General features: G+C 73.6%; 13 protein-coding genes. 10 read left to right on the top strand and 3 right to left on the bottom strand.

The window, feature by feature from the left end; all coding sequences use genetic code 11:
- On the bottom strand, window positions 1–323 hold a 323-nt coding region (locus IEX37_RS15980), incomplete at its 3' end, for a hypothetical protein (protein ID WP_229663223.1).
- A gap of 360 nt (window positions 324–683) precedes the next feature.
- On the opposite strand from IEX37_RS15980, the gene IEX37_RS11130 reads away from it, so the two are divergent.
- The 10 genes from IEX37_RS11130 (at window position 684) to xerD (ending at window position 12,613) form a co-directional block, all read left to right on the top strand.
- Window positions 684–1,664, top strand: a complete 981-nt coding sequence (locus IEX37_RS11130; protein WP_188756339.1) for a hypothetical protein — start codon at window positions 684–686, stop codon at window positions 1,662–1,664.
- Complete coding sequence (locus IEX37_RS11125) at window positions 1,648–2,688, top strand: HAD-IIA family hydrolase (RefSeq protein WP_188756338.1); 1,041 nt, start codon at window positions 1,648–1,650, stop codon at window positions 2,686–2,688. Before IEX37_RS11130 ends, IEX37_RS11125 begins: the two co-directional genes overlap by 17 nt.
- A 70-nt stretch (window positions 2,689–2,758) precedes the next feature.
- Window positions 2,759–2,932, top strand: a complete 174-nt coding sequence (locus IEX37_RS11120; protein WP_188756337.1) for a hypothetical protein — start codon at window positions 2,759–2,761, stop codon at window positions 2,930–2,932.
- On the top strand, window positions 2,929–3,744 hold the full coding sequence (locus IEX37_RS11115; RefSeq protein WP_188756336.1) for a TlyA family RNA methyltransferase: 816 nt from the start codon (window positions 2,929–2,931) through the stop codon (window positions 3,742–3,744). Before IEX37_RS11120 ends, IEX37_RS11115 begins: the two co-directional genes overlap by 4 nt.
- On the top strand, window positions 3,741–4,706 hold the full coding sequence (locus tag IEX37_RS11110; protein WP_188756335.1) for an NAD kinase: 966 nt from the start codon (window positions 3,741–3,743) through the stop codon (window positions 4,704–4,706). The genes IEX37_RS11115 and IEX37_RS11110 overlap by 4 nt, the downstream gene beginning before the upstream one ends.
- Window positions 4,707–4,794: 88 nt before the next feature.
- Window positions 4,795–6,483, top strand: a complete 1,689-nt coding sequence (recN, locus tag IEX37_RS11105) for a DNA repair protein RecN (RefSeq protein ID WP_188756334.1) — start codon at window positions 4,795–4,797, stop codon at window positions 6,481–6,483.
- Between the two features lie 16 nt (window positions 6,484–6,499).
- Window positions 6,500–9,340, top strand: coding sequence for a DUF2207 domain-containing protein (locus tag IEX37_RS11100; protein ID WP_188756333.1), 2,841 nt, complete (start codon window positions 6,500–6,502; stop codon window positions 9,338–9,340).
- Between the two features lie 79 nt (window positions 9,341–9,419).
- Window positions 9,420–11,105 carry a CTP synthase gene (gene pyrG, locus IEX37_RS11095; RefSeq protein ID WP_188756348.1) on the top strand — a complete coding sequence of 562 codons (1,686 nt, stop codon included), beginning with the start codon at window positions 9,420–9,422 and terminating at the stop codon, window positions 11,103–11,105.
- Window position 11,106: 1 nt separating this feature from the next.
- Window positions 11,107–11,709 (top strand): NUDIX domain-containing protein, encoded by a 603-nt coding sequence (locus IEX37_RS11090; protein ID WP_188756332.1) that lies wholly within the window; start codon window positions 11,107–11,109, stop codon window positions 11,707–11,709.
- 1 nt (window position 11,710) lies between these two features.
- Window positions 11,711–12,613 (top strand): site-specific tyrosine recombinase XerD, encoded by a 903-nt coding sequence (gene xerD, locus IEX37_RS11085; RefSeq protein ID WP_188756331.1) that lies wholly within the window; start codon window positions 11,711–11,713, stop codon window positions 12,611–12,613.
- 9 nt (window positions 12,614–12,622) lie between these two features.
- Here the strand turns inward: xerD and IEX37_RS11080 are convergent, their stop codons facing one another.
- On the bottom strand, window positions 12,623–14,572 hold the full coding sequence (locus IEX37_RS11080; RefSeq protein WP_188756330.1) for an O-antigen ligase family protein: 1,950 nt from the start codon (window positions 14,570–14,572) through the stop codon (window positions 12,623–12,625).
- Window positions 14,569–17,949: a carboxypeptidase regulatory-like domain-containing protein gene (locus tag IEX37_RS11075; RefSeq protein ID WP_188756329.1), complete on the bottom strand. Its 3,381-nt coding sequence runs from the start codon at window positions 17,947–17,949 to the stop codon at window positions 14,569–14,571. The genes IEX37_RS11080 and IEX37_RS11075 overlap by 4 nt, the downstream gene beginning before the upstream one ends.
- Window positions 17,950–18,049: the final 100 nt, after the last annotated feature.

Below are 18,049 nucleotides of genomic sequence, written 5' to 3'. Positions count from 1 at the left end.
TGTGGGAGAGTAGGACACCGCCGGACTTCCTTTAACAGAAGGGCCACCCAACGCTGGGTGGCCCTTCTGCATTTACCGGGCAGTATAGAGGAGTGGATATGGCTGCGGAGGACGGCGACCGCCCAGACCGTGGGCGACAGGATCGCGGTGATCGCCGCGACGCTTCTCAGCAGCGCCCGGGCGGCGGTCCGCGGGGCGGACGCGATGGCGCCCGCGGGGCCGGCGGTGCCCGCAGCGACGGGCGTCCCCAGCGCGATGGCGAAAAGCCGCGCTATGGCCGCGGTGAGGATCGCCCCCACCGGGATGGCGAACGGCGGCGCCATAGCTCGGCCGAGCGCCGTCCGCAGCGGGATGGTGAGCGGCGGGGCTTCGGCCGCGGTTCCTCCTCGGGGCGCCCGCAGCGCGACGACGACCGCTCCGGTTTTCCGCGCGGGGGCTCATCGGGTCGTCCCCAGCGCGACGGTGATCGTGCACGCCCTTCCCGCGACGGTGAGCGTGGGCGTCCGTTCCGTGACGGTGAGCGTGGGCGTCCGGCCCGTGATGGCGATCGGCCGCGTCCGTTCCGCGACGGCGACCGTCGTCCGGCGCGCGACGGCGACCGGCGCTTCGGTGATCGTCGTCCCGCCGCACGCCGCGACGGCGGCCGAGACGACGGCCGCACCGGCTCGCGTCCCCCGGAGTCTGTGCGCATCCCGGACCCGCCCCTTCCCGACGAGATCCAGGCACGTGACCTTCCCGGCTCCGCGCGCAACGAGCTGAAGACGCTGAGCAAGGAGAATGCGGAGCGCGTGGCGCGGCACCTCGCGATGGCCGCACGGAGCCTCGACGAGGCCCCCGAGCTCGCGCACGAGCACGCCCTCGCGGCGGTTCGCCATGCCGGCCGCGTGGCGGTCGCGCGCGAGACGCTCGCCATCACCGCCTACACGATCGGCGACTATGCGCTCGCGCTGCGCGAGCTGAGGACGCACCGTCGCATCACGGGACGAGACGACCTCATCGCGCTCATCGTCGACAGCGAGCGCGGCATGGGGCGTCCCGAGCGGGCGCTGGAGGAGGGCCGCGCGGTCGACCGCGACACGCTGTCCGCGTCCGTGCGCGTCGAGCTCGCGATCGCGATGTCCGGTGCGCGCCTCGACCTGGGACAGACGCAGCTCGCGCTCGTCGAGCTGGACATCCCCGAACTCGACCCCGATCGGGCGTTCGAGTGGAGTCCCGGCCTGTTCGCGGCCCGGGCGAACGTGCTCGAGGACCTCTGCCTGAAGGACGAGGCCGCGCAGTGGCGACGTCGCGCCGAGATCGCGGAGGAGGTGCTGGGCGGCGACCAGGACGAGTTCGACATCGTCGAGCTCGACGACGCCGACACCGAGCAGCTGCCCGTGGACCTCGATTCGTCCGACGACGGGGACGAGGTCGGCGAGGAGACGGAATCGGCCGAAGCGCCTGCCGAGATCGCGGGCGAGGACGTCACGGTCGAGGACGAGGACGAGTTGACGGTCGAGGACGAGGTCGCGGAGATCCTCGCCGAGGTCGATGGCGCCCCGGAAGCGGGCGCCGGCGAGGCGGATGGCTCGTCCGCCATCGAGACGGCGGCCGAACCGGGCAGCGGGGAGGGGACCGCCGCGGACAGCGAGGAGGGGGACCGACCCGATGGCGCTCTTTTCTAAGAAGACCGGCCCGGCGCCGATCGAGGGCGTCGATGTCGTGCTCGCCGACCTGGATGGCGTGGTCTACGCGGGGCCCGGGCCGATTCCGCATGCCGTGGAGAGCCTCCGTCGGGCCGCAGACGGCGGGCGTCGGCTCGGATACATCACCAACAACGCCTCCCGCACGGACGCAGCCGTCGCCGCGCACCTCGCCGAGCTGGGCCTGCCGACGCGGCCGGACGAGGTCGTCACGAGTCCCCAGGCAGCGATGCGCCTGCTCGCGGACCGGCTTCCGGCGGGATCGACGATCCTCGTCGTGGGCGGTGAGGGTCTCGTCGTCGAGGTCGAGAAGGCGGGCTTCGTGGTGACGCGCAGCGCCGACGACGACCCGGCGGCGGTCGTGCAGGGCTTCGCGCCCGAGGTCTCGTGGGTCGAGCTCGCGGAGGCCGCCTACGCGCTGCAGGTGCCCGAGGAGGACGGCGGCATCCCGTGGATCGCCACCAACACGGACTGGACGATCCCGCAGGCCCGCGGCGTGGCGCCGGGCAACGGCACGCTGGTGTCCGCCGTGCACACGGCCGTCGGGCGGCTCGCGACGGTCGCGGGGAAGCCCGAGGCGCCGATCTTCCACGAGGCCGTGGCCCGCTTCTCGGCGAAGTCGCCGCTGTTCCTCGGCGACCGGCTCGACACGGACATCCTGGGGGCGAACCGCGCCGGAGTGCCCTCCGCGCTCGTGCTCACGGGCATCGACCGCCCCAAGCACGTGCTCGCCGCGCCGAAGGACGGGCGCCCCACGTACATCCTGTCCGACCTGCGCGAGCTGTTCGAGCCGTACCCGGTTGCCCGCGTGAAGGGCGACACCGTGTGGGTGCGCGACGCGGCGGTTCGCATCGACGGACCCGACGTGCGCATCGTCTCCGAGGGCGCTCCGATCGACCTGCTGCGCGCGGCCGCGAAGGCCATCTGGGACACCGGCCGCCAGATCTTCGGGTTCCGCGTGCCCGAGCGCCTCACCGCCGACCCGTTCCTCTCGCCGCGGCGCTGACACACCACGCGCCGCGAAGCGCCGGCGTGAGCACCGGCGCCGGACCGCGTCGAAGCCGTACGCTGGAGGGGTGAGCGAGGCGACCGACGACGGACCCGGCGAGGGCCTGGTGAGCCGCGTGCGCATCATCGAGGCGCAGCCGCTGGCCGATCGGGCCGCCGCATACGCGAGCCTGCACGACGAGCTGGCGCGCCGTCTGGAGCAGGGGCCCGCGGATCCCGGCGGGTCGTCGCCGCGCGAATGAGCTCGCGCCTCGACTCCGCCCTCGCCGCCCGCGGACTGGCGCGCTCGCGGACACATGCCGCGGCGCTGATCGAGGCGGGCCGCGTCCTGGTCGGCGGCCGCGTCGCGGCCAAGGCGTCGCTGCGTGTCGACGCGGCTGCCGACATCACGGTCACCGCGCTCGACCACTACGTCAGCCGGGCCGCGCACAAGCTCGTCCGGGCGCTCGACGGATTCGGGATCGACCCGGCCGGCCGCGTCGCGCTCGACATGGGGGCGTCGACCGGCGGCTTCACGCAGGTGCTGCGCGAGCGCGACGCGGAGCCGGTGCTCGCCGTCGACGTCGGTCACGGCCAGCTCGCCCCGCAGGTCGCGCTCGACGCGGAGGTACGGGTGGTCGAGGGGTTCAACGTCCGCCACATGACCGCGGAGACGCTCGCCGCCGCCAGCGGGGTGACTGCCGCCCCGTCCGTCATCACGGGCGACCTGTCGTTCATCTCACTCACCCACGTGCTTCCCGCCGTCGCGCGGGTCGCCGCCCCGGATGCGGACGTCGTGCTGCTCGTGAAGCCGCAGTTCGAGGTCGGACGCACCCGCGTGCGCGGGGGAGTCGTGACGGATCCCGGCCTGCGCTCGGATGCCGTGACCGAGGTGCTGTTCAGCGCGCGGGATGCCGGCATGGGCACCCTGGGCGTCCTGGCGTCTCCCATCCAGGGGACGCACGGGAACGTCGAGGTGCTTGTGCACGTCGCCCCGGGGCGAGGCTCGGATCCGACAGAATGGAAGACCACGATCGACCGGTGCTGCGCCGGCGGTGCGGATGGAGGACGATGAGCGAGCGGAAGATCCTGGTGGTCGCGCACGCCCACCGTGACGACACGGTCGACGCCGCGGTGCGCGTCGTCGGACTGCTGCGCTCGTCCGGCGCCGTCCCCGTGCTCGCGTCGGAGGACCGCGCGGAGCTCGCCGCGATCGCGCCCGTGCTGGGCGAGGTCCCCGAGCTCGGCACCGACATCGCGCTGGCCGACATCGATCTGGCGATCGTGCTGGGCGGGGACGGCACGATCCTGCGCGCGGCCGAGCTGGTGCGCGCCGGCACCGCCCCCGTCCTCGGGATCAACATGGGCCATGTCGGCTTCCTCGCGGAGATCGAGCGCGACGCGATGGACGCGGCGGTGCATCGCGCGATCGAGGGCGACTACGTCGTGGAGGAGCGCCTGGCGCTGGACGTGCGGGTGAAGGACCGGTCGGGTCGCGTCGTCTACGAGACGTGGGCCCTCAACGAGGCCACGGTCGAGAAGGACAGCCGCGAGCGCATGATCGAGGTCGTGATGGAGATCGACGGGCGGCCGCTGTCGACGTTCGGCGCCGACGGCGTCGTGATCGCGACGCCGACCGGATCGACCGCCTACAACTTCTCCGCCGGCGGACCCGTCATCTGGCCGACCGTGCAGGCGATCGCGGTCGTACCACTGTCGGCGCACGCGCTGTTCGCGCGCCCGCTCGTGGTCGGCCCCGAGCACGCGGTCGCGGTGGAGGTGCTGGAGGGGACGGGTGCCTCCGCGGTGCTGTGGTGCGACGGTCGCCGCTCGCACCCGCTGCCGCCCGGCGCGCGCGTGTCGGTGCGGCGTTCGCTGCGCCCCGTGCGCCTGGCGCGCCTGCATCCGGCGGCGTTCACGGATCGGCTCGTGCGCAAGTTCAAGCTGTCGGTCACCGGCTGGCGAGGCCCCGTGGGACCGACGGCGACGGGCGTGATCGACTCGGTCGAGCCGCCGCTGCCGGAGGAGCCGGCGTGAGAGCCCGGTACTGCTCCGTGGGCTCCGGATCGCACGCGACGGATGGGCCCCCTGCGGCGGCATGCCGCTCCTACCGGGAGGTGAACGGATGATCGAAGAGGTGCGGCTGCGCGACCTCGGCGTCATCAGCGACGCGGTCCTGCCGCTCGGCCCGGGGTTCACGGCGATCACGGGGGAGACCGGCGCCGGAAAGACGATGGTCGTCACGGGGCTGGGCCTGCTGCTCGGGCAGCGCGCCGATTCGGGCGCCGTGCGCGCGGGCGCGGCCCAGGCGTCGGTCGAGGGCGTCTGGATCGTGCCCGAGCAGGGCGAGGTCGCCGATCGCGTGCGGGAGGCCGGTGGCGACCTCGAGCCGATCGGTGGCGGCCGCGCCGAGCTGTACCTGTCGCGCACGCTCGCCGAGGGACGCAGCCGCGCGAGCGTCGGTGGCCGGACCGCGCCCGCGGGAGTGCTCGCGGAGCTCGCGGATGCGCTCGTGGTCGTGCACGGCCAGTCCGACCAGCTGCGCCTGAGGTCGGCGGCCGCCCAGCGCGACGCCCTGGACCGCTTCGCCGGCGAACCGGTGCGCGAGGCGCTCGCCGCGTATCGCGAGGCGTACGACACGTGGCGGGGGCTGGATCGCGAGCTCGCGGGTCTGGTCGCCGATCGGGCCGCGCGCGCCGCGGAGGCGGAGACGCTGCGGGAGACGCTCGCGGAGATCGAGCAGGCGGCCCCGGAGCCCGGCGAGGACACGGCCCTCGCCGAGCGCGCCGAACGGCTCGCGAACGCCGAGGAACTGCGCGCGGCGGCCGCCCTGGCGCGGGAGGCGCTGTCGAGCGAGGAGGGCGGCATCGACGTGTCGACGCTGCTGGCCGATGCGCGGCGCGCGCTCGAGCGCGTCGACGACCCCGCGCTCACCCCGATCGCCGAGCAGCTCGCCGACATCGGCTACCGGGCCGCGGACGCCGCGGTCGAGCTGTCGGGCTTCCTCGCCGACCTCGACGAGACGGGCCCGCAGGAGCTCGCCGCGGTGGAGGAGCGCCGCGCGGTGCTGAACGGGCTGGTGCGCGCGCACGGCTCGCTGGACGCGGCGATCGCCCTGCTCGAGTCCGGCTCGGCGCGCCTGGCGGAACTCGACGACGACGGCGAGCGGATCGAGCGCCTGGGCACGCAGCTGGCGGACGCGCGCGCTCTCCTCGACGAGCGGGCCGCGACCCTGACCGCCGCGCGCACCGAGGCGGCGGCGCGCCTCGCCGACGCGGTGTCGGAGGAGCTGCGCGCCCTCGCCATGCCCGACGCGCGGCTGGTCGTCGAGGTGAGCGAGGGCGCCGAGTCGGCCCACGGGCGCGACGAGGTCGCGCTGCTGCTCGCGCCCCACCCGGGCGCGGAGCCCCGGCCCGTCGCGAAGGGAGCGTCCGGCGGAGAGCTGAGCCGAGTGATGCTCGCGATCGAGGTGGTGATCGCCGGAACCGATCCGGTGCCCACCTTCGTCTTCGACGAGGTCGACGCGGGCATCGGCGGGGCGGCCGCGATCGAGGTGGGCCGTCGCCTGGCGAGGCTCGCCGAGTCCTCGCAGGTGATCGCGGTCACGCACCTGGCGCAGGTGGCGGCGTTCGCCGGCAACCACCTCAGCGTCGTGAAGGCTCACGACGGGTCGGTGACGTCGTCGAGCGTGACGCGGCTGGAGGGCGCCGAACGCGAGGCGGAGATGGCGCGCCTGCTGTCCGGCCTGACCGACTCGGAGGCCGCCCTCACGCACGCCCGCGAGCTGCTGGACCTCGGCACCGTGCGCCGATGACCGGCACCGTGCGCCGATGACCGGCCGCGACGGCACGGGCGGATCTCCGGAGGACCCGCCCGGGGGTGCGATCCGTCTGGAGCAGCGCCGCCCGACGCCGCTGTATCGCCGGCTCTCGGCGTGGCTGCTGCGCACGGAGGCACGCGCCCGCGCGCGCGGCTCGCGACGCTCCCGGCTTCTCGCGGCCGCGACGTGGGCCGTCGTCGCCGCGATCGGCGTGCTGCTGCTGGTCGGTCCGGTCATCAACGAGCCCCGGGGGTTCGAGGACTACCTGGATGCCGCGCGGACGGGCGCCGAGACGTGGATCGCGCGCGACTTCCACGCGGACTACACCGTCGCGCAGGACGACGACGGCCGCCTTCGCGTCGACGTCGAGGAACGCATCGACGTGCACATCCCCGAGGGCGTCGAGGAACGGCGGATCGAGCGTGTCGTCCTCGGCCAGTACGAGGGGCACGACGTACGTCCCGAACTCGTCTCCGCCGAGCTCGACGGCACGGCCGTGCGAGCCGGCGTCGACCGCGGGGCGACGCGGGTGGAGTTCGCGGTCCAGAGCGACGACGCCCTCACGGGGGAGCACCGCGTCGTTCTCCGGTACGTCCTGCACGACCTCGCTTATGACGCGTTCGACGAATCCACGCGGCAGTGGACCCAGGCGCTCGACTGGGACGCGTTCGGCCCGGACTGGGCGCACGGGACCGCGTCCGCATCCGTCACCATCACGCTCCCGCGCGCGCTCGCGGACGCGTCTGCGCGGCAGCCGCGCGGAGGGATCGCCTGGCTGCTCGTATCCGACAGCACGGCGCTCACGCCCGACGACGAGACTGCGACCACCGTCACGTACGCGATGTCCAACGACCAGCGCCTGCCCCCGCACAGTCAGTTCTGGTTCCGGTTCCACTTCGAGCCGGGAACCATCGCGATGCCCGCGCCGTCGCCGCTGTACTGGGTGATGGTCGTGGGTCCGTTCGTGCCGCTGCTGCTCGCCGGAGTCGCGCTGCTCCTCGCGCTCGCTGCGCGCGCCGTCGCCTGGGGCGACGCTCGTGGGCGGGCGTGGTACGTGCCGCAGTCCGCACCGCAGCGCGATGTCGGCCCGGAGCTCGCCGCGCGCGTGTGGCGCGCGGTCGGCACGGCGCCGCTCGTGCGCGCGCTCGCCGCGTACCGCGGCGGAGCGGGCGCGGGCACGCGCGCCCGGCGAGACCTCGTGCGCGAGACTCACCGTGCCGGGCGGCTCGGCAACTGGCCCCGTGCCTGGACCGAGTACCTGCGGGCGCCCGCGTGGCGCGAGCAGTTCTCGCGCCGCCTGCGCCGCGTGCCGCGCGGCTACGTGCGCGACAACTTCATCGGCGCGTCCCTCGCCCTGCCGACCCTGCAGCTGGGCCTGGCCCGGCAGCTGTCGCACCAGTTCCCGCTCAGCGTGTACTGGTGGCCCGTCGCCGTCGTCGCGCTGGCCTTCCTGCTCGCCGGCGCGGTGCTCGTTCTGGCGCTGTCGGCGCGCCCGCTCACGCGCCCGGGCGCCTTCGTTCGCGAGCACCTGCTGGGTCTGCGGCTCTTCGTCGAGCAGACGAGCGTGGCCGACCGGGGAACGCTGCGGGACCCGCTGCTTCCGTACGCGGTGATGTTCTCGCGCCCCCGCCGCGCCGCGGCCATCGTGCGCCGCGCCCTGGACGACGCGGGGGTGCCCCGCGACGTCAGAGCCGATCCCGACTTCCTCGGCGGCGGCCGTCTCGCCGTGCGGACCGGTTCCGTGTTGCTCGTCGTCGCCGCCTTCCTCCTCGCGACCCTCGTGGCCTCGCCGACCGTCCGCCCGCCCGACGACGCCGTGTGGGGGGACCTCCCCGGCTCCTACGGGATGTTCGTCCGCGAGTTCGAGGCGGCCGCCGTGGTCGGCCGGGACGCCGACGGCGGCCTCGTGCTCGAGGTCGAGGAGCGCCTCGCGGTCGCTGTGGCCGACGGCACGCGCCATGTCCCGCAGGTGATGCGGCAGTGGACCGATCGCCCCACCGGGAAGGACCTCGCACTCACGGTCACGAGCGTGTCGATCGACGGCGCGGAGGTGCCGTTCCAGACCGAGCGCCTGCAGGGCAAGATGCTCCTGCGCACGACCCTGGCCGACGGGTGGGCCGGGGAGCACGACGTCGTGGTGTCGTACCGCCTCGAGGCGCCCGTCAGCACAGTGTGGGCCGACGGCGCCTGGCGCGACGAGCTCCGCTGGAGCGCGCTGGACCCCGGCTGGGGCTGGGGATGGGACGGGCTGCTCGATCTCGGCGGCGAGAGCGTGGAGGTCGAGCGCGTCGCGGCATCGCTCACCCTGCCGCGCGAGCTGGCCGAGGCCGCGGACGAGGCCGGGGCGCTGGACCACCGCCCCGGCGAGGAAGCGAGCGTGCGACCCGCCGACGCGGTCGATTCCGCAGGGGACACGGTGACGTACCGGATGGAGCCGGACCCGGGCGACGACCACCGCCACGTCGGCTTCCGCCTGCTGCTTCCCGAGGGCGCGGTCGCCGAGCCCGACCGTGTGCCCTGGCTGCTCTGGGCCGGCTGGCGGATCACCCCCTTCGTCCTGATGGGCGTCCTGGTGGCGGCCGTGCTCGCGCCCGCGGCCATCGGCATCGCGCGCGGGCGTCGTCTCCGCCGGGGGCTGGCGCGAGACCTGGCGCGCGGGCTCGCTCCGGCCGCCGCGGCGGCGCAGCTGCCGGTCTTCGTGTGGATGACCGCGGACTGGTCCGGGGACGAGCCCGCCTTTGCGGTGTTCGGCCTCCTGTTCCTCGGGAGCGTCGCCGCAGCGATCTGGTCGCTCGTGGCGACGCGCACTCGGGCGGAGGGCGCATCCGGCCGCCGCGCCGCTGGCCCGTGAGCCCCGGGCGTGACACGATATCGGGCAAGCGCCGAGCGAGGCGGACGTGGACACCGGACTGTTAGGATAGAAGCCCGTGATGCAGACACCTGACGCGGGACGCAAGAACGACACCACCAAGCACATCTTCGTGACGGGCGGTGTCGTTTCCTCGTTGGGCAAGGGGCTCACGGCGGCCAGTCTCGGCAACCTCCTGACCGCCCGCGGTCTGCACGTCGTGATGCAGAAGCTGGATCCGTACCTGAACGTCGATCCGGGCACGATGAACCCGTTCCAGCACGGCGAGGTGTTCGTCACGGACGACGGCGCCGAGACGGATCTCGACATCGGCCACTACGAGCGCTTCCTCGACATCAACCTCAGCGAGGCGGCCAACGTCACGACGGGCCAGATCTACTCGCAGGTGATCGCGCGCGAGCGCCGCGGCGAGTACCTCGGCGACACGGTGCAGGTGATCCCGCACATCACCGACGAGATCAAGCGCCGCATGCGCCTGCAGGCGCAGGACGAGCCCCGCCCGGACGTGATCATCACCGAGGTCGGCGGCACGGTGGGCGACATCGAGTCGCAGCCGTTCCTCGAGGCGGCGCGCCAGCTGCGCCACGAGCTCAGCCGCGACAACGTGTTCTTCGTGCACGTCTCGCTCGTGCCGTTCATGGGCGCGTCGGGGGAACAGAAGACCAAGCCCACGCAGCACTCCGTCGCGGCGCTGCGCCAGGTCGGCATCCAGCCCGACGCGCTCGTGCTGCGCAGCGACCGTCCCGTGAGCGCGGCCAACCGGAACAAGATCGCGCTCATGTGCGACGTCGACGTCGAGGGCGTCGTGAACACGGTCGACCTGCCCAGCATCTACGACATCCCCTCCACGCTCAACGAGCAGGGGCTGGACTCGTACATCGTGCGCCGGCTCGGCCTGACCGCGGGCGACGTCGACTGGACGCGCTGGAACACGGTGCTGCAGGCGGTGCACAACCCCAAGCACGAGGTCACGATCGGCCTGGTGGGCAAGTACATCGACCTGCCCGACGCCTACCTGTCGGTGACGGAGGCGCTCAAGGCCGGCGGCTTCGCCCACGACGTCAAGGTCAACATCCGCTGGGTGCCCTCCGACACGTGCGAGACGCCCGAGGGCGCCGCCAAGCAGCTCGGCGACCTCGACGCGATCTGCGTGCCCGGCGGCTTCGGCATCCGCGGCATCGAGGGGAAGCTGGGCGCGCTGCGCTTCGCGCGCGAGCAGGGGATCCCGGCGCTCGGCCTGTGCCTCGGCCTGCAGTGCATGGTGATCGAGTACGCACGCAACGTGGCCGGGATCGCCGACGCGTCGTCCACGGAGTTCGACCCCGATACGACGGCCCCCGTCATCGCCACGATGGCGGAGCAGGTCGACATCCTCGCGGGCGGCGACCTCGGCGGCACGATGCGGCTCGGGATGTACCCGGCTCGGCTGGCAGAGGGATCGCTCGTCGCGGAGGCGTACGGCGCGACCGAGGTGCAGGAGCGCCACCGCCACCGCTACGAGGTCAACAACGCCTACCGCGACCGGATCGCCGAGGCCGGGCTGTCGTTCTCGGGCCTGAACCCCGACCTCGACCTGGTCGAGTTCGTCGAGCTGCCGCGCGAGGTGCACCCGTACTATGTCGCCACCCAGGCGCACCCGGAGCTGCGCTCGCGGCCGACGAACCCGCACCCGCTGTTCCGCGGCCTCGTCGGCGCCGCGGTCGAGCGGCACCGGGCGAGCGAGCTCTTCGAGGTCGAGAGCGCCTGACGTGGGCGACGAGGCCGCCGCGTCCGCGCACGTGCGGGACGAGCCGTTCGAGGTCGAGGTGCGCGAGTCGCGCGCCGTGTACGAGGGCCGCGTGTGGGACGTGCGCGAGGACCGGTTCGCATACAACGGACACGAACTCGTGCGGCACTACGTCGACCACACGGGCGCCGTCGCGGTCGTCGCGGTCGATGACGCGGGCCGCGTGCTGCTGATCCAGCAGTACCGGCATCCGATCCGCATGCGCGACTGGGAGGTCCCGGCGGGTCTGCTCGACGTGGCGGGCGAGGACCCGCTCGAGACGGCGAAGCGGGAGCTCGCGGAGGAGGCGGATCTCCACGCGGCGCACTGGGAGAAGCTCGGCCGGATGGCGCCGACGCCCGGCGGCAGCGACGAGATCATCCACCTGTACCTCGCGACCGGCCTGACGTCGTCGGGCGAGACCTTCGCGCGCGACGCCGAGGAAGCCGACATCCGGATCGCGTGGGTGCCGCTCGACGAGGCGGTGGCGGCCGTGCGCAGCGGCCGTGTCGTCAACGGCGCCATGATGCTCGGCGTGCTGCTCGCGGCCGAGCGGCTGCGCGGGGGCGCCGCGCCGGGGGAGTGACGTGCGCGTCGAACGCGCCGTCGACGCCTACCTCCGGCACATCGCGCTGGAGCGGGGACTGTCGGACCACACCGTCGCCGCCTACCGGCGCGACCTGAGCGGATACGCCACGTGGCTGGCCGGGCGAGGAGTGTCCGACACGAGCGCGGTGACACCCGCCCTGGTGGCGGCGTTCGCGGCGGAGCGCGCCTCGGCCGATCCGCCGCCCGCGGCATCCTCTCTCGCGCGACTGCAGTCGTCCGTCCGGGGACTGCACCGCTTCCTCGCGCGGGAGGGCGTCGCCGACGCCGACCCGACGCAGCGCCTGCGACCGCCGCGGCAGCCTCGCCGGCTGCCCAAGGCGCTCACCGTGGACCAGGTCGAGCGCCTGCTGCAGGCACCCTCGCCGGAGGAGCCGCTCGGGATCCGGGACCGCGCCCTGCTCGAACTGCTCTACGCCACGGGAGCGCGCGTGTCCGAAGCGGTCCAGCTCGACGTGGACGACCTCGCGACGGGTGAGATCCTGCGGTTGCGCGGCAAGGGCTCCAAGGAGCGCATCGTTCCCGTCGGCTCGTACGCGCGCGCGGCGCTCGACGCCTACCTGACGCGCGTGCGCCCCGATCTCGCGTCGCGGGGGAAGGCGAGTCCGCGCCTGTTCCTGGGCGCGCGCGGCGGCCCGTTGTCGCGTCAGAGCGCGTGGCTCATCATCCGCGCGGCGGCCGAGGCGGCCCGGCTCTCCGCCCACGTGTCGCCCCACACCCTGCGGCACTCGTTCGCGACGCACCTGCTGCAGGGCGGCGCCGATGTGCGCGTCGTGCAGGAGCTGCTGGGCCACGCCTCGGTCGCGACCACACAGATCTACACGCATCTGACGGTCGACACTCTGCGAGACGTCTACGTCACGAGCCACCCGCGGGCGCTGTAGGGGACTGCTTCACCGGATCGCGTCGGCGACGCATGCCCGGTCGTTCAACCGCGTGCAGACGTCCACGAGCGCGCGGCGGGTCTCCTCCGAATCGGGGGCCAGGCGTGCGGCATCGCGCAGCGCGGCTCGGGCCTGCTCCAGATCTCCCGCGGCGAAGGACGCGAGACCCAGCGCGTGCGCGATGCGCGGATTGGTCGGCGACAGGGCCGCGGCGGACTCCAGGTGGGCGCGTGCGAGGTCGAACTCGGAACGTTCGAGTGCGATCGCCCCGGCGATCTCCTGCGCCGCCGCGGAGGCGGGCAGCCGCTCGGCCGCGCGTGCCGACCAGGCCCGAGCCGCGTCGGACGCGCCGCTCATGCCGTTGACCAGAGCGCCGCCGAGAGCCCGGGCGGCGGTCAGCGGGATGTCGGCATCCCACGGACGCAACGACGCGGCGACGCTGAACGCCGAATCGGCGTCGGAGGCCCGCCCGGACATCGCCGCACGGGTGCCGGCGAGAAGGTGGGCGTCGGCGATGGTCCACGACAGAAGCAGCGCCAGCCAGATCGAGACCAGGACCCGTGCGACCCAGCGTCGCGCCGGCGCGACGGCCGACGCCGCGGACGGGGCAACCAGCACACCGGCGAGCACAGCGAGCGGGAGCAGCGTCTTCGGCGACGTCGGGGTCGTCAGGAGGGCGATGCCGGCCGCCGGGAGCACCGTGAGCGCCCCGATCAGCAGATCGGACCGAACCCCGTCGGCGGAGCGGACGGCCCGGAGGCCTGCGATCCAGACCGCGAGGAACAGCCCCAGGGCGAGCAGCGCGATCGGAACGCCGCCTGCGACGGCGAGCTGCAGGAGGACGTTGTGCGGGGAGTCGAGCACATGGTCGGGCGCGGCGACGTGCCGGTACCAGTCCTCGTCGTAGACCGCGGTGACGGCGTCCATATAGCCGCTCGGCCCGAATCCGGTCCACGGCCGGGCGCCGATGAGCTCCAGCGCGTCCTGCCAGATCGTGAAGCGATCCTGCACCGTCTTCGACGCGAGGGCATCCGTGCCGAGGACGCGCGCGCGGACGGCCGGTATCGCCAGGACCGTGGCCGCGACCGCCCCGAGCAGCGCCGCACACAGCGCACCCGCACGCGCCCTGCGGCGGGCGGTCAGGACGATGCGGGCGACGAGCGAGCCCGCGATGAGGACAGCCATGACGAGGGCGGCTCGCGAGGCCGAGGTGGTCAGGGCGATCGTTCCGCCCAGGACCCCGCACACAGGCCACCAGGCGAGCCGGCCGACCCGGCGCCAGGTGCCGATGATCACGTGCGCGAGGACGCCCGCGAACAGGGCACCCAGGATCCCCTGGTCGGTCGCGTTGCCGGCGAGTGAACCCGGCCGTGCCAGATCCGTGTCGATCGGACGCAGCCCCATGGCTTCCAGCAGCGCGATCGCTCCGAGCGCGGCGGCGGCGAGCGACATGGCGGTCGTCGCCGACCGGTACGCGGACGAGTCCGCCTGAGGGCCCAGCAGGCGAGCGCCCAGCCAGGTCCCGCCGATGAGGACCGGGAGGGCGACGAGTCCCTCGTAGCGCGGAGCCCTTCCGAACAGGGACCCCCACGGATCCGCGCTGAGCGTTGCCGACACCAGCAGGCCGCCTGCGATGACGGCGAGGGAGACCAGGAGCCAGCGCGGAAGGCGGCCGGCGGGCGGTGCCCACAGCGCGATGAGGACGGCGACGACCGCGGCGACCAGGGTGGGCCATCCCCAGCGGTGGGCGAGGCCCGGCAGCAGAAGGACGGGCGCGACCCACACGAGGGCGAGCGCGACGTGCGCGGGACGGTGTCGCCCGCCGGTCCGCCCCGTGGCGGCCCGCCCCGTGGATGGACGGGCCGGGTGCGTGCGCTGGTCCGGCGGCACCGACGCCGGGAGTACGGCGCGGGCCGGTCGGGTGCGGGCACGGCCCGCACCCGACCGGCCACCGCTCATCGAGCGCGCTGCGATCTCGTGCGCGTCCCGATCACGCTCGCGCCGGCGATCAGGAACAGGATGCCGGCAACGGCGAGCGCGAGGGGAAGCGCCCCGCCCGTGGCCGCGAGCCGCGGCGGCGTCTCCGGTCCGCGCGCGGCGGGACCGGGGTCCGTCGTGCCAGGCGTGTCCGTGCCCGGCGTGTCCGTGCCCGGGACCGCCCCGACCGTGACCGGGATGCTCGCGGTGCGGCCGCTCTCGCCGATCGCGACGAGAGTGTGCGCCCCGGGCGCGGTCGCCACCGGGATCGTCACTCGTGCCGTGAAGGCGCCGTCGGGTCCGGCCTGCGTGGTGACGAGGAGCGTCGGCTGCGAGTGAAGCTCGATGCGCACCGTCTCCCCGGGAACGAATCCCTCGCCCTTCACCGTGACCTGTGCGCCCGGCGACGGCGCCGCGTGGTCGACGGAGATCGTGGGCTGCACCGCCGCGCTCGTCACCGAACGCGTCGCCGTGGCGTAACCGGTCTTCGAGCCGCTGATCTCGACGCGCAGCACCTTGCCGACGTCCGCCGTCCCAGGGACGTATGCGGGCCCGGTGCTGCCCTCGATCAGGACGTCGTCGGCGTACCAGGCGTAGCGGAGCTCGACGTCGCCCGGGGACCAGACGCCGGGGTCGACGCGCAGCTCGGCTCCCACGCGCGGATCGCCGGAGAGGCGCGGCGTTCCCGCGTCGATCACGCCCTCGGCCACCGGACCGACCTCCGACGAGGTCCGGCTCGCCCCGGTGTAGCCCGGCAGCGACCCGGAGACGGTCACGGACAGGCGTGCGCCGAGATCCGCCGCCGTCGGCTCGTACGTCGCGGACGTCGCCCCGGCGATCGCGGCGCCGTCGGCGAGCCACTGGTAGGTGAGCGCGACGCCCTGCGGACCCCACTCGCCCGGCTCGGCGGTCAGCGTGCTTCCGACGCGCGCGTCGCCGGTGATGCGCGGCGTGCCGGGGCTGAGGTCGGGCAGCCCCGCGGGGACGATCGGTCCGAACTCCGCGCTCGTTGCCGCGGCCGACCGATAGCCGGGCATGGTGCCGGTGACCGTGACGGTCAGGCGCTTGCCCACCTCGGACTCTCCGGGGATGAACGTGGTGCCGTTCGCGCCACCGATCGGCACGCCGTCCGCGGCCCACTGGTACGAGAGGGCGGCATCGAGAGGGGACCACGTGCCCGGCGTGGCGGTGAGCACACTCCCGGCGATCGGATCGCCGCTGATGGAGGGCGTCCCCGCCGTCAGCGACGGCTCGTCGACGGGTGCGGTCTCCGGGCTCGTCGCGGAGACCGGCGTATACCCGGGGCGGGAACCGGTCACCGTGACCGCGATGCGTGCGCCGGCGTGGGCCGGTGCCGGAGTGAACGTGCTGTCCGTCTCCCCGGCGATCGGCAGGCCGTCCGCGAGCCACTGGTACGCGAGCTCGACGGGGGCCGGCTCCCAGGTGCCGGGGTCGGCGGTCAGGGGCTGGCCCACCTCGGGGTGTCCGGAGATGGCCGGCTCGCCCGGCGTGATCGCGCCGACGTCGGCGCACCCCTCGCTCTTGAGCCTCAACTCAGCGTCGATGCCGGTTGTGGTGCGGCCGGGCTCCACGGCGAACCGATCCGCCGAGTCGAGTGTGCCCTTGCCGTTCCAGTACTGGGGGCAGTACGCGTATTCCCAGTCCGACGGGTGGACGCCGCGAGGGGGACCCGGGTCGGTGAAGGCCACGGTGTATTCGCCCTCGGACAGGGTGTGTCCGGAACCGAGAGAGTAGTTTCCCCACCCCGTCGTCGACAGCGTCTCGTCCCACGTCGCGCCGTTCCAGCGGTAAGCGGTCATGAGCGTTTGGGACACGGGCGAATCGGCCGCCGGCGCGCTGATCGTCCCCGAGATCGAGCCCCGGCCGAGCAGATGAATGTCGATCCCGGTCACGTCCGCGTCAGTGACGGACACGTGCGTACCGGGGTACAGGACGCTGCCGAAGTATCCGTGGTAGGAGATGCCGTCGTGTCGCCCGGATGCGCTGAGGACGTAGTCCGCCTCGTTGAGCCCCACGATGGTATAGCTCCCGTCGGCGTCGGCCGTCGCACTGCGGCTTCCCGCGCCGGACGTCGGAGTGGCCGTGACAGTCAAGTTACCGCTCATCGCGGCCTCCACGGGCGTCAGAGTGCCGCTGATGCTGTAGCCCTTGCGGAGGGTGATGTCGAGGCCTTCAAGGCGCTCGCCCTCTGCCACGGTGACGAGGGTCGCGGACGCGGCGTTCAGCGAGCTGGGGTAGTAGGTGTCGGCGAGCTCGCCTCCGGCCAGGTTGGAGGCGACGACGAAGTAGGATCCGGCGGGCACTCCGACGGCGAACGCGGCACCGCCCCAGAACCAGGAGCTCGTCGCCACTCGGCCGTCAACGGTGTAGAGATCGACGCGCACAGACGGCACGGGGTCGCCCTCAGGAGTCAGGGCCACGCCGGTCAGCGTCGCCTGGCGCTCGAGGACAACATCGAAATCGGTGTAACCGGAGTCCCTGATCCACACGTCGTGATGGGCCTCGTTCGTGTACCCGCTCCGGCTGAACGACACCGAGTAGTTGCCCGGCCGCAGTCCATCGACCTCGTAGCGGCCGTCGGATCCGGACTGCGTCGACGTGCTCTCCACGTGACCGCCTGCGTAGAACCCGGTCAGAATGATCCGCACGTCGGCGATCGGATCTCCGGCCCGGTCGGTCACACGACCGGAGAACCCGTAGGTGGGCACGGCGACGTCTGTGGAGGCGGCGCCAGGCTCCGCGGCCGCGGCGGAGCTGGGGTCGACCGGAGTGTCAGCGGCGCCATGCGGCGCGCGCGAGGCGGTGTGCGCCGCCTCGTCGTCTGAGGAGACGGGGTCGGCGGTGGAGGCGGGATCGCTGGGGCCTACGGCGGCCTCGGATGGCGTGGCGGCGGCCGTGACCGCGGAGAGGGTGAGGTCGACCTGGACGAGCGATTCGCCCGCGTCCACCGTCACCGCGGTCGACTGAGCGAGCGTCGGCACACCGGGGAAGAACCGCGCCTCGTATCCCGCGGCGGCGACCGAAACGATGTAGTCGCCCTGGACCAGTCCGGTTGCCGTGTACCCGCCGTCGGAGACGGTGAGGGCCTGAGCGGACTGCGAACCGTCTGCCGCGAGCACGGTGACCTCGGCGCCGGCGACAGGCGCGCCGGAGTCGTCCGTGACCGTGCCCGAGATCGACGCCGCGGGCGGGGCCGGCGGCGCCTCCGTCGACGCGAAGGCGGCCCCGCTCGTGCTGCTCAGCAGCAGCGCGGCGGCGACGAGCGATACCAGGGCGGTGCGGATGTTCCGCGCGCGGGGTCTGGACGGACGGGTATGCGCGAGCGCGGCAAGGTACACGTTCTTCCTCCTGGGTGTCGCGGGCGGGTCCCGCGAAGGCGGATCGCGACACGCGGCCGCTATGCCCTCCAAAGTGTCTATCGGTTTTCGATTTTCGAGA

Source organism: Microbacterium album (assembly GCF_014643695.1).
Lineage (GTDB): Bacteria > Actinomycetota > Actinomycetes > Actinomycetales > Microbacteriaceae > Microbacterium > Microbacterium album.
This window is presented reverse-complemented; position numbering and strand designations above follow the sequence as displayed.

Coding starts and splice junctions, on each gene's coding strand:
- IEX37_RS11125 (WP_188756338.1), top strand. CDS start 1,648: ATGGCGCTCTTTTCTAAGAAGACCGGCCCGGCGCCGATCGAGGGCGTC.
- IEX37_RS11115 (WP_188756336.1), top strand. CDS start 2,929: ATGAGCTCGCGCCTCGACTCCGCCCTCGCCGCCCGCGGACTGGCGCGC.
- IEX37_RS11110 (WP_188756335.1), top strand. CDS start 3,741: ATGAGCGAGCGGAAGATCCTGGTGGTCGCGCACGCCCACCGTGACGAC.
- recN (WP_188756334.1), top strand. CDS start 4,795: ATGATCGAAGAGGTGCGGCTGCGCGACCTCGGCGTCATCAGCGACGCG.
- IEX37_RS11100 (WP_188756333.1), top strand. CDS start 6,500: ATGACCGGCCGCGACGGCACGGGCGGATCTCCGGAGGACCCGCCCGGG.
- pyrG (WP_188756348.1), top strand. CDS start 9,420: ATGCAGACACCTGACGCGGGACGCAAGAACGACACCACCAAGCACATC.
- IEX37_RS11080 (WP_188756330.1), bottom strand. CDS start 14,572: ATGAGCGGTGGCCGGTCGGGTGCGGGCCGTGCCCGCACCCGACCGGCC.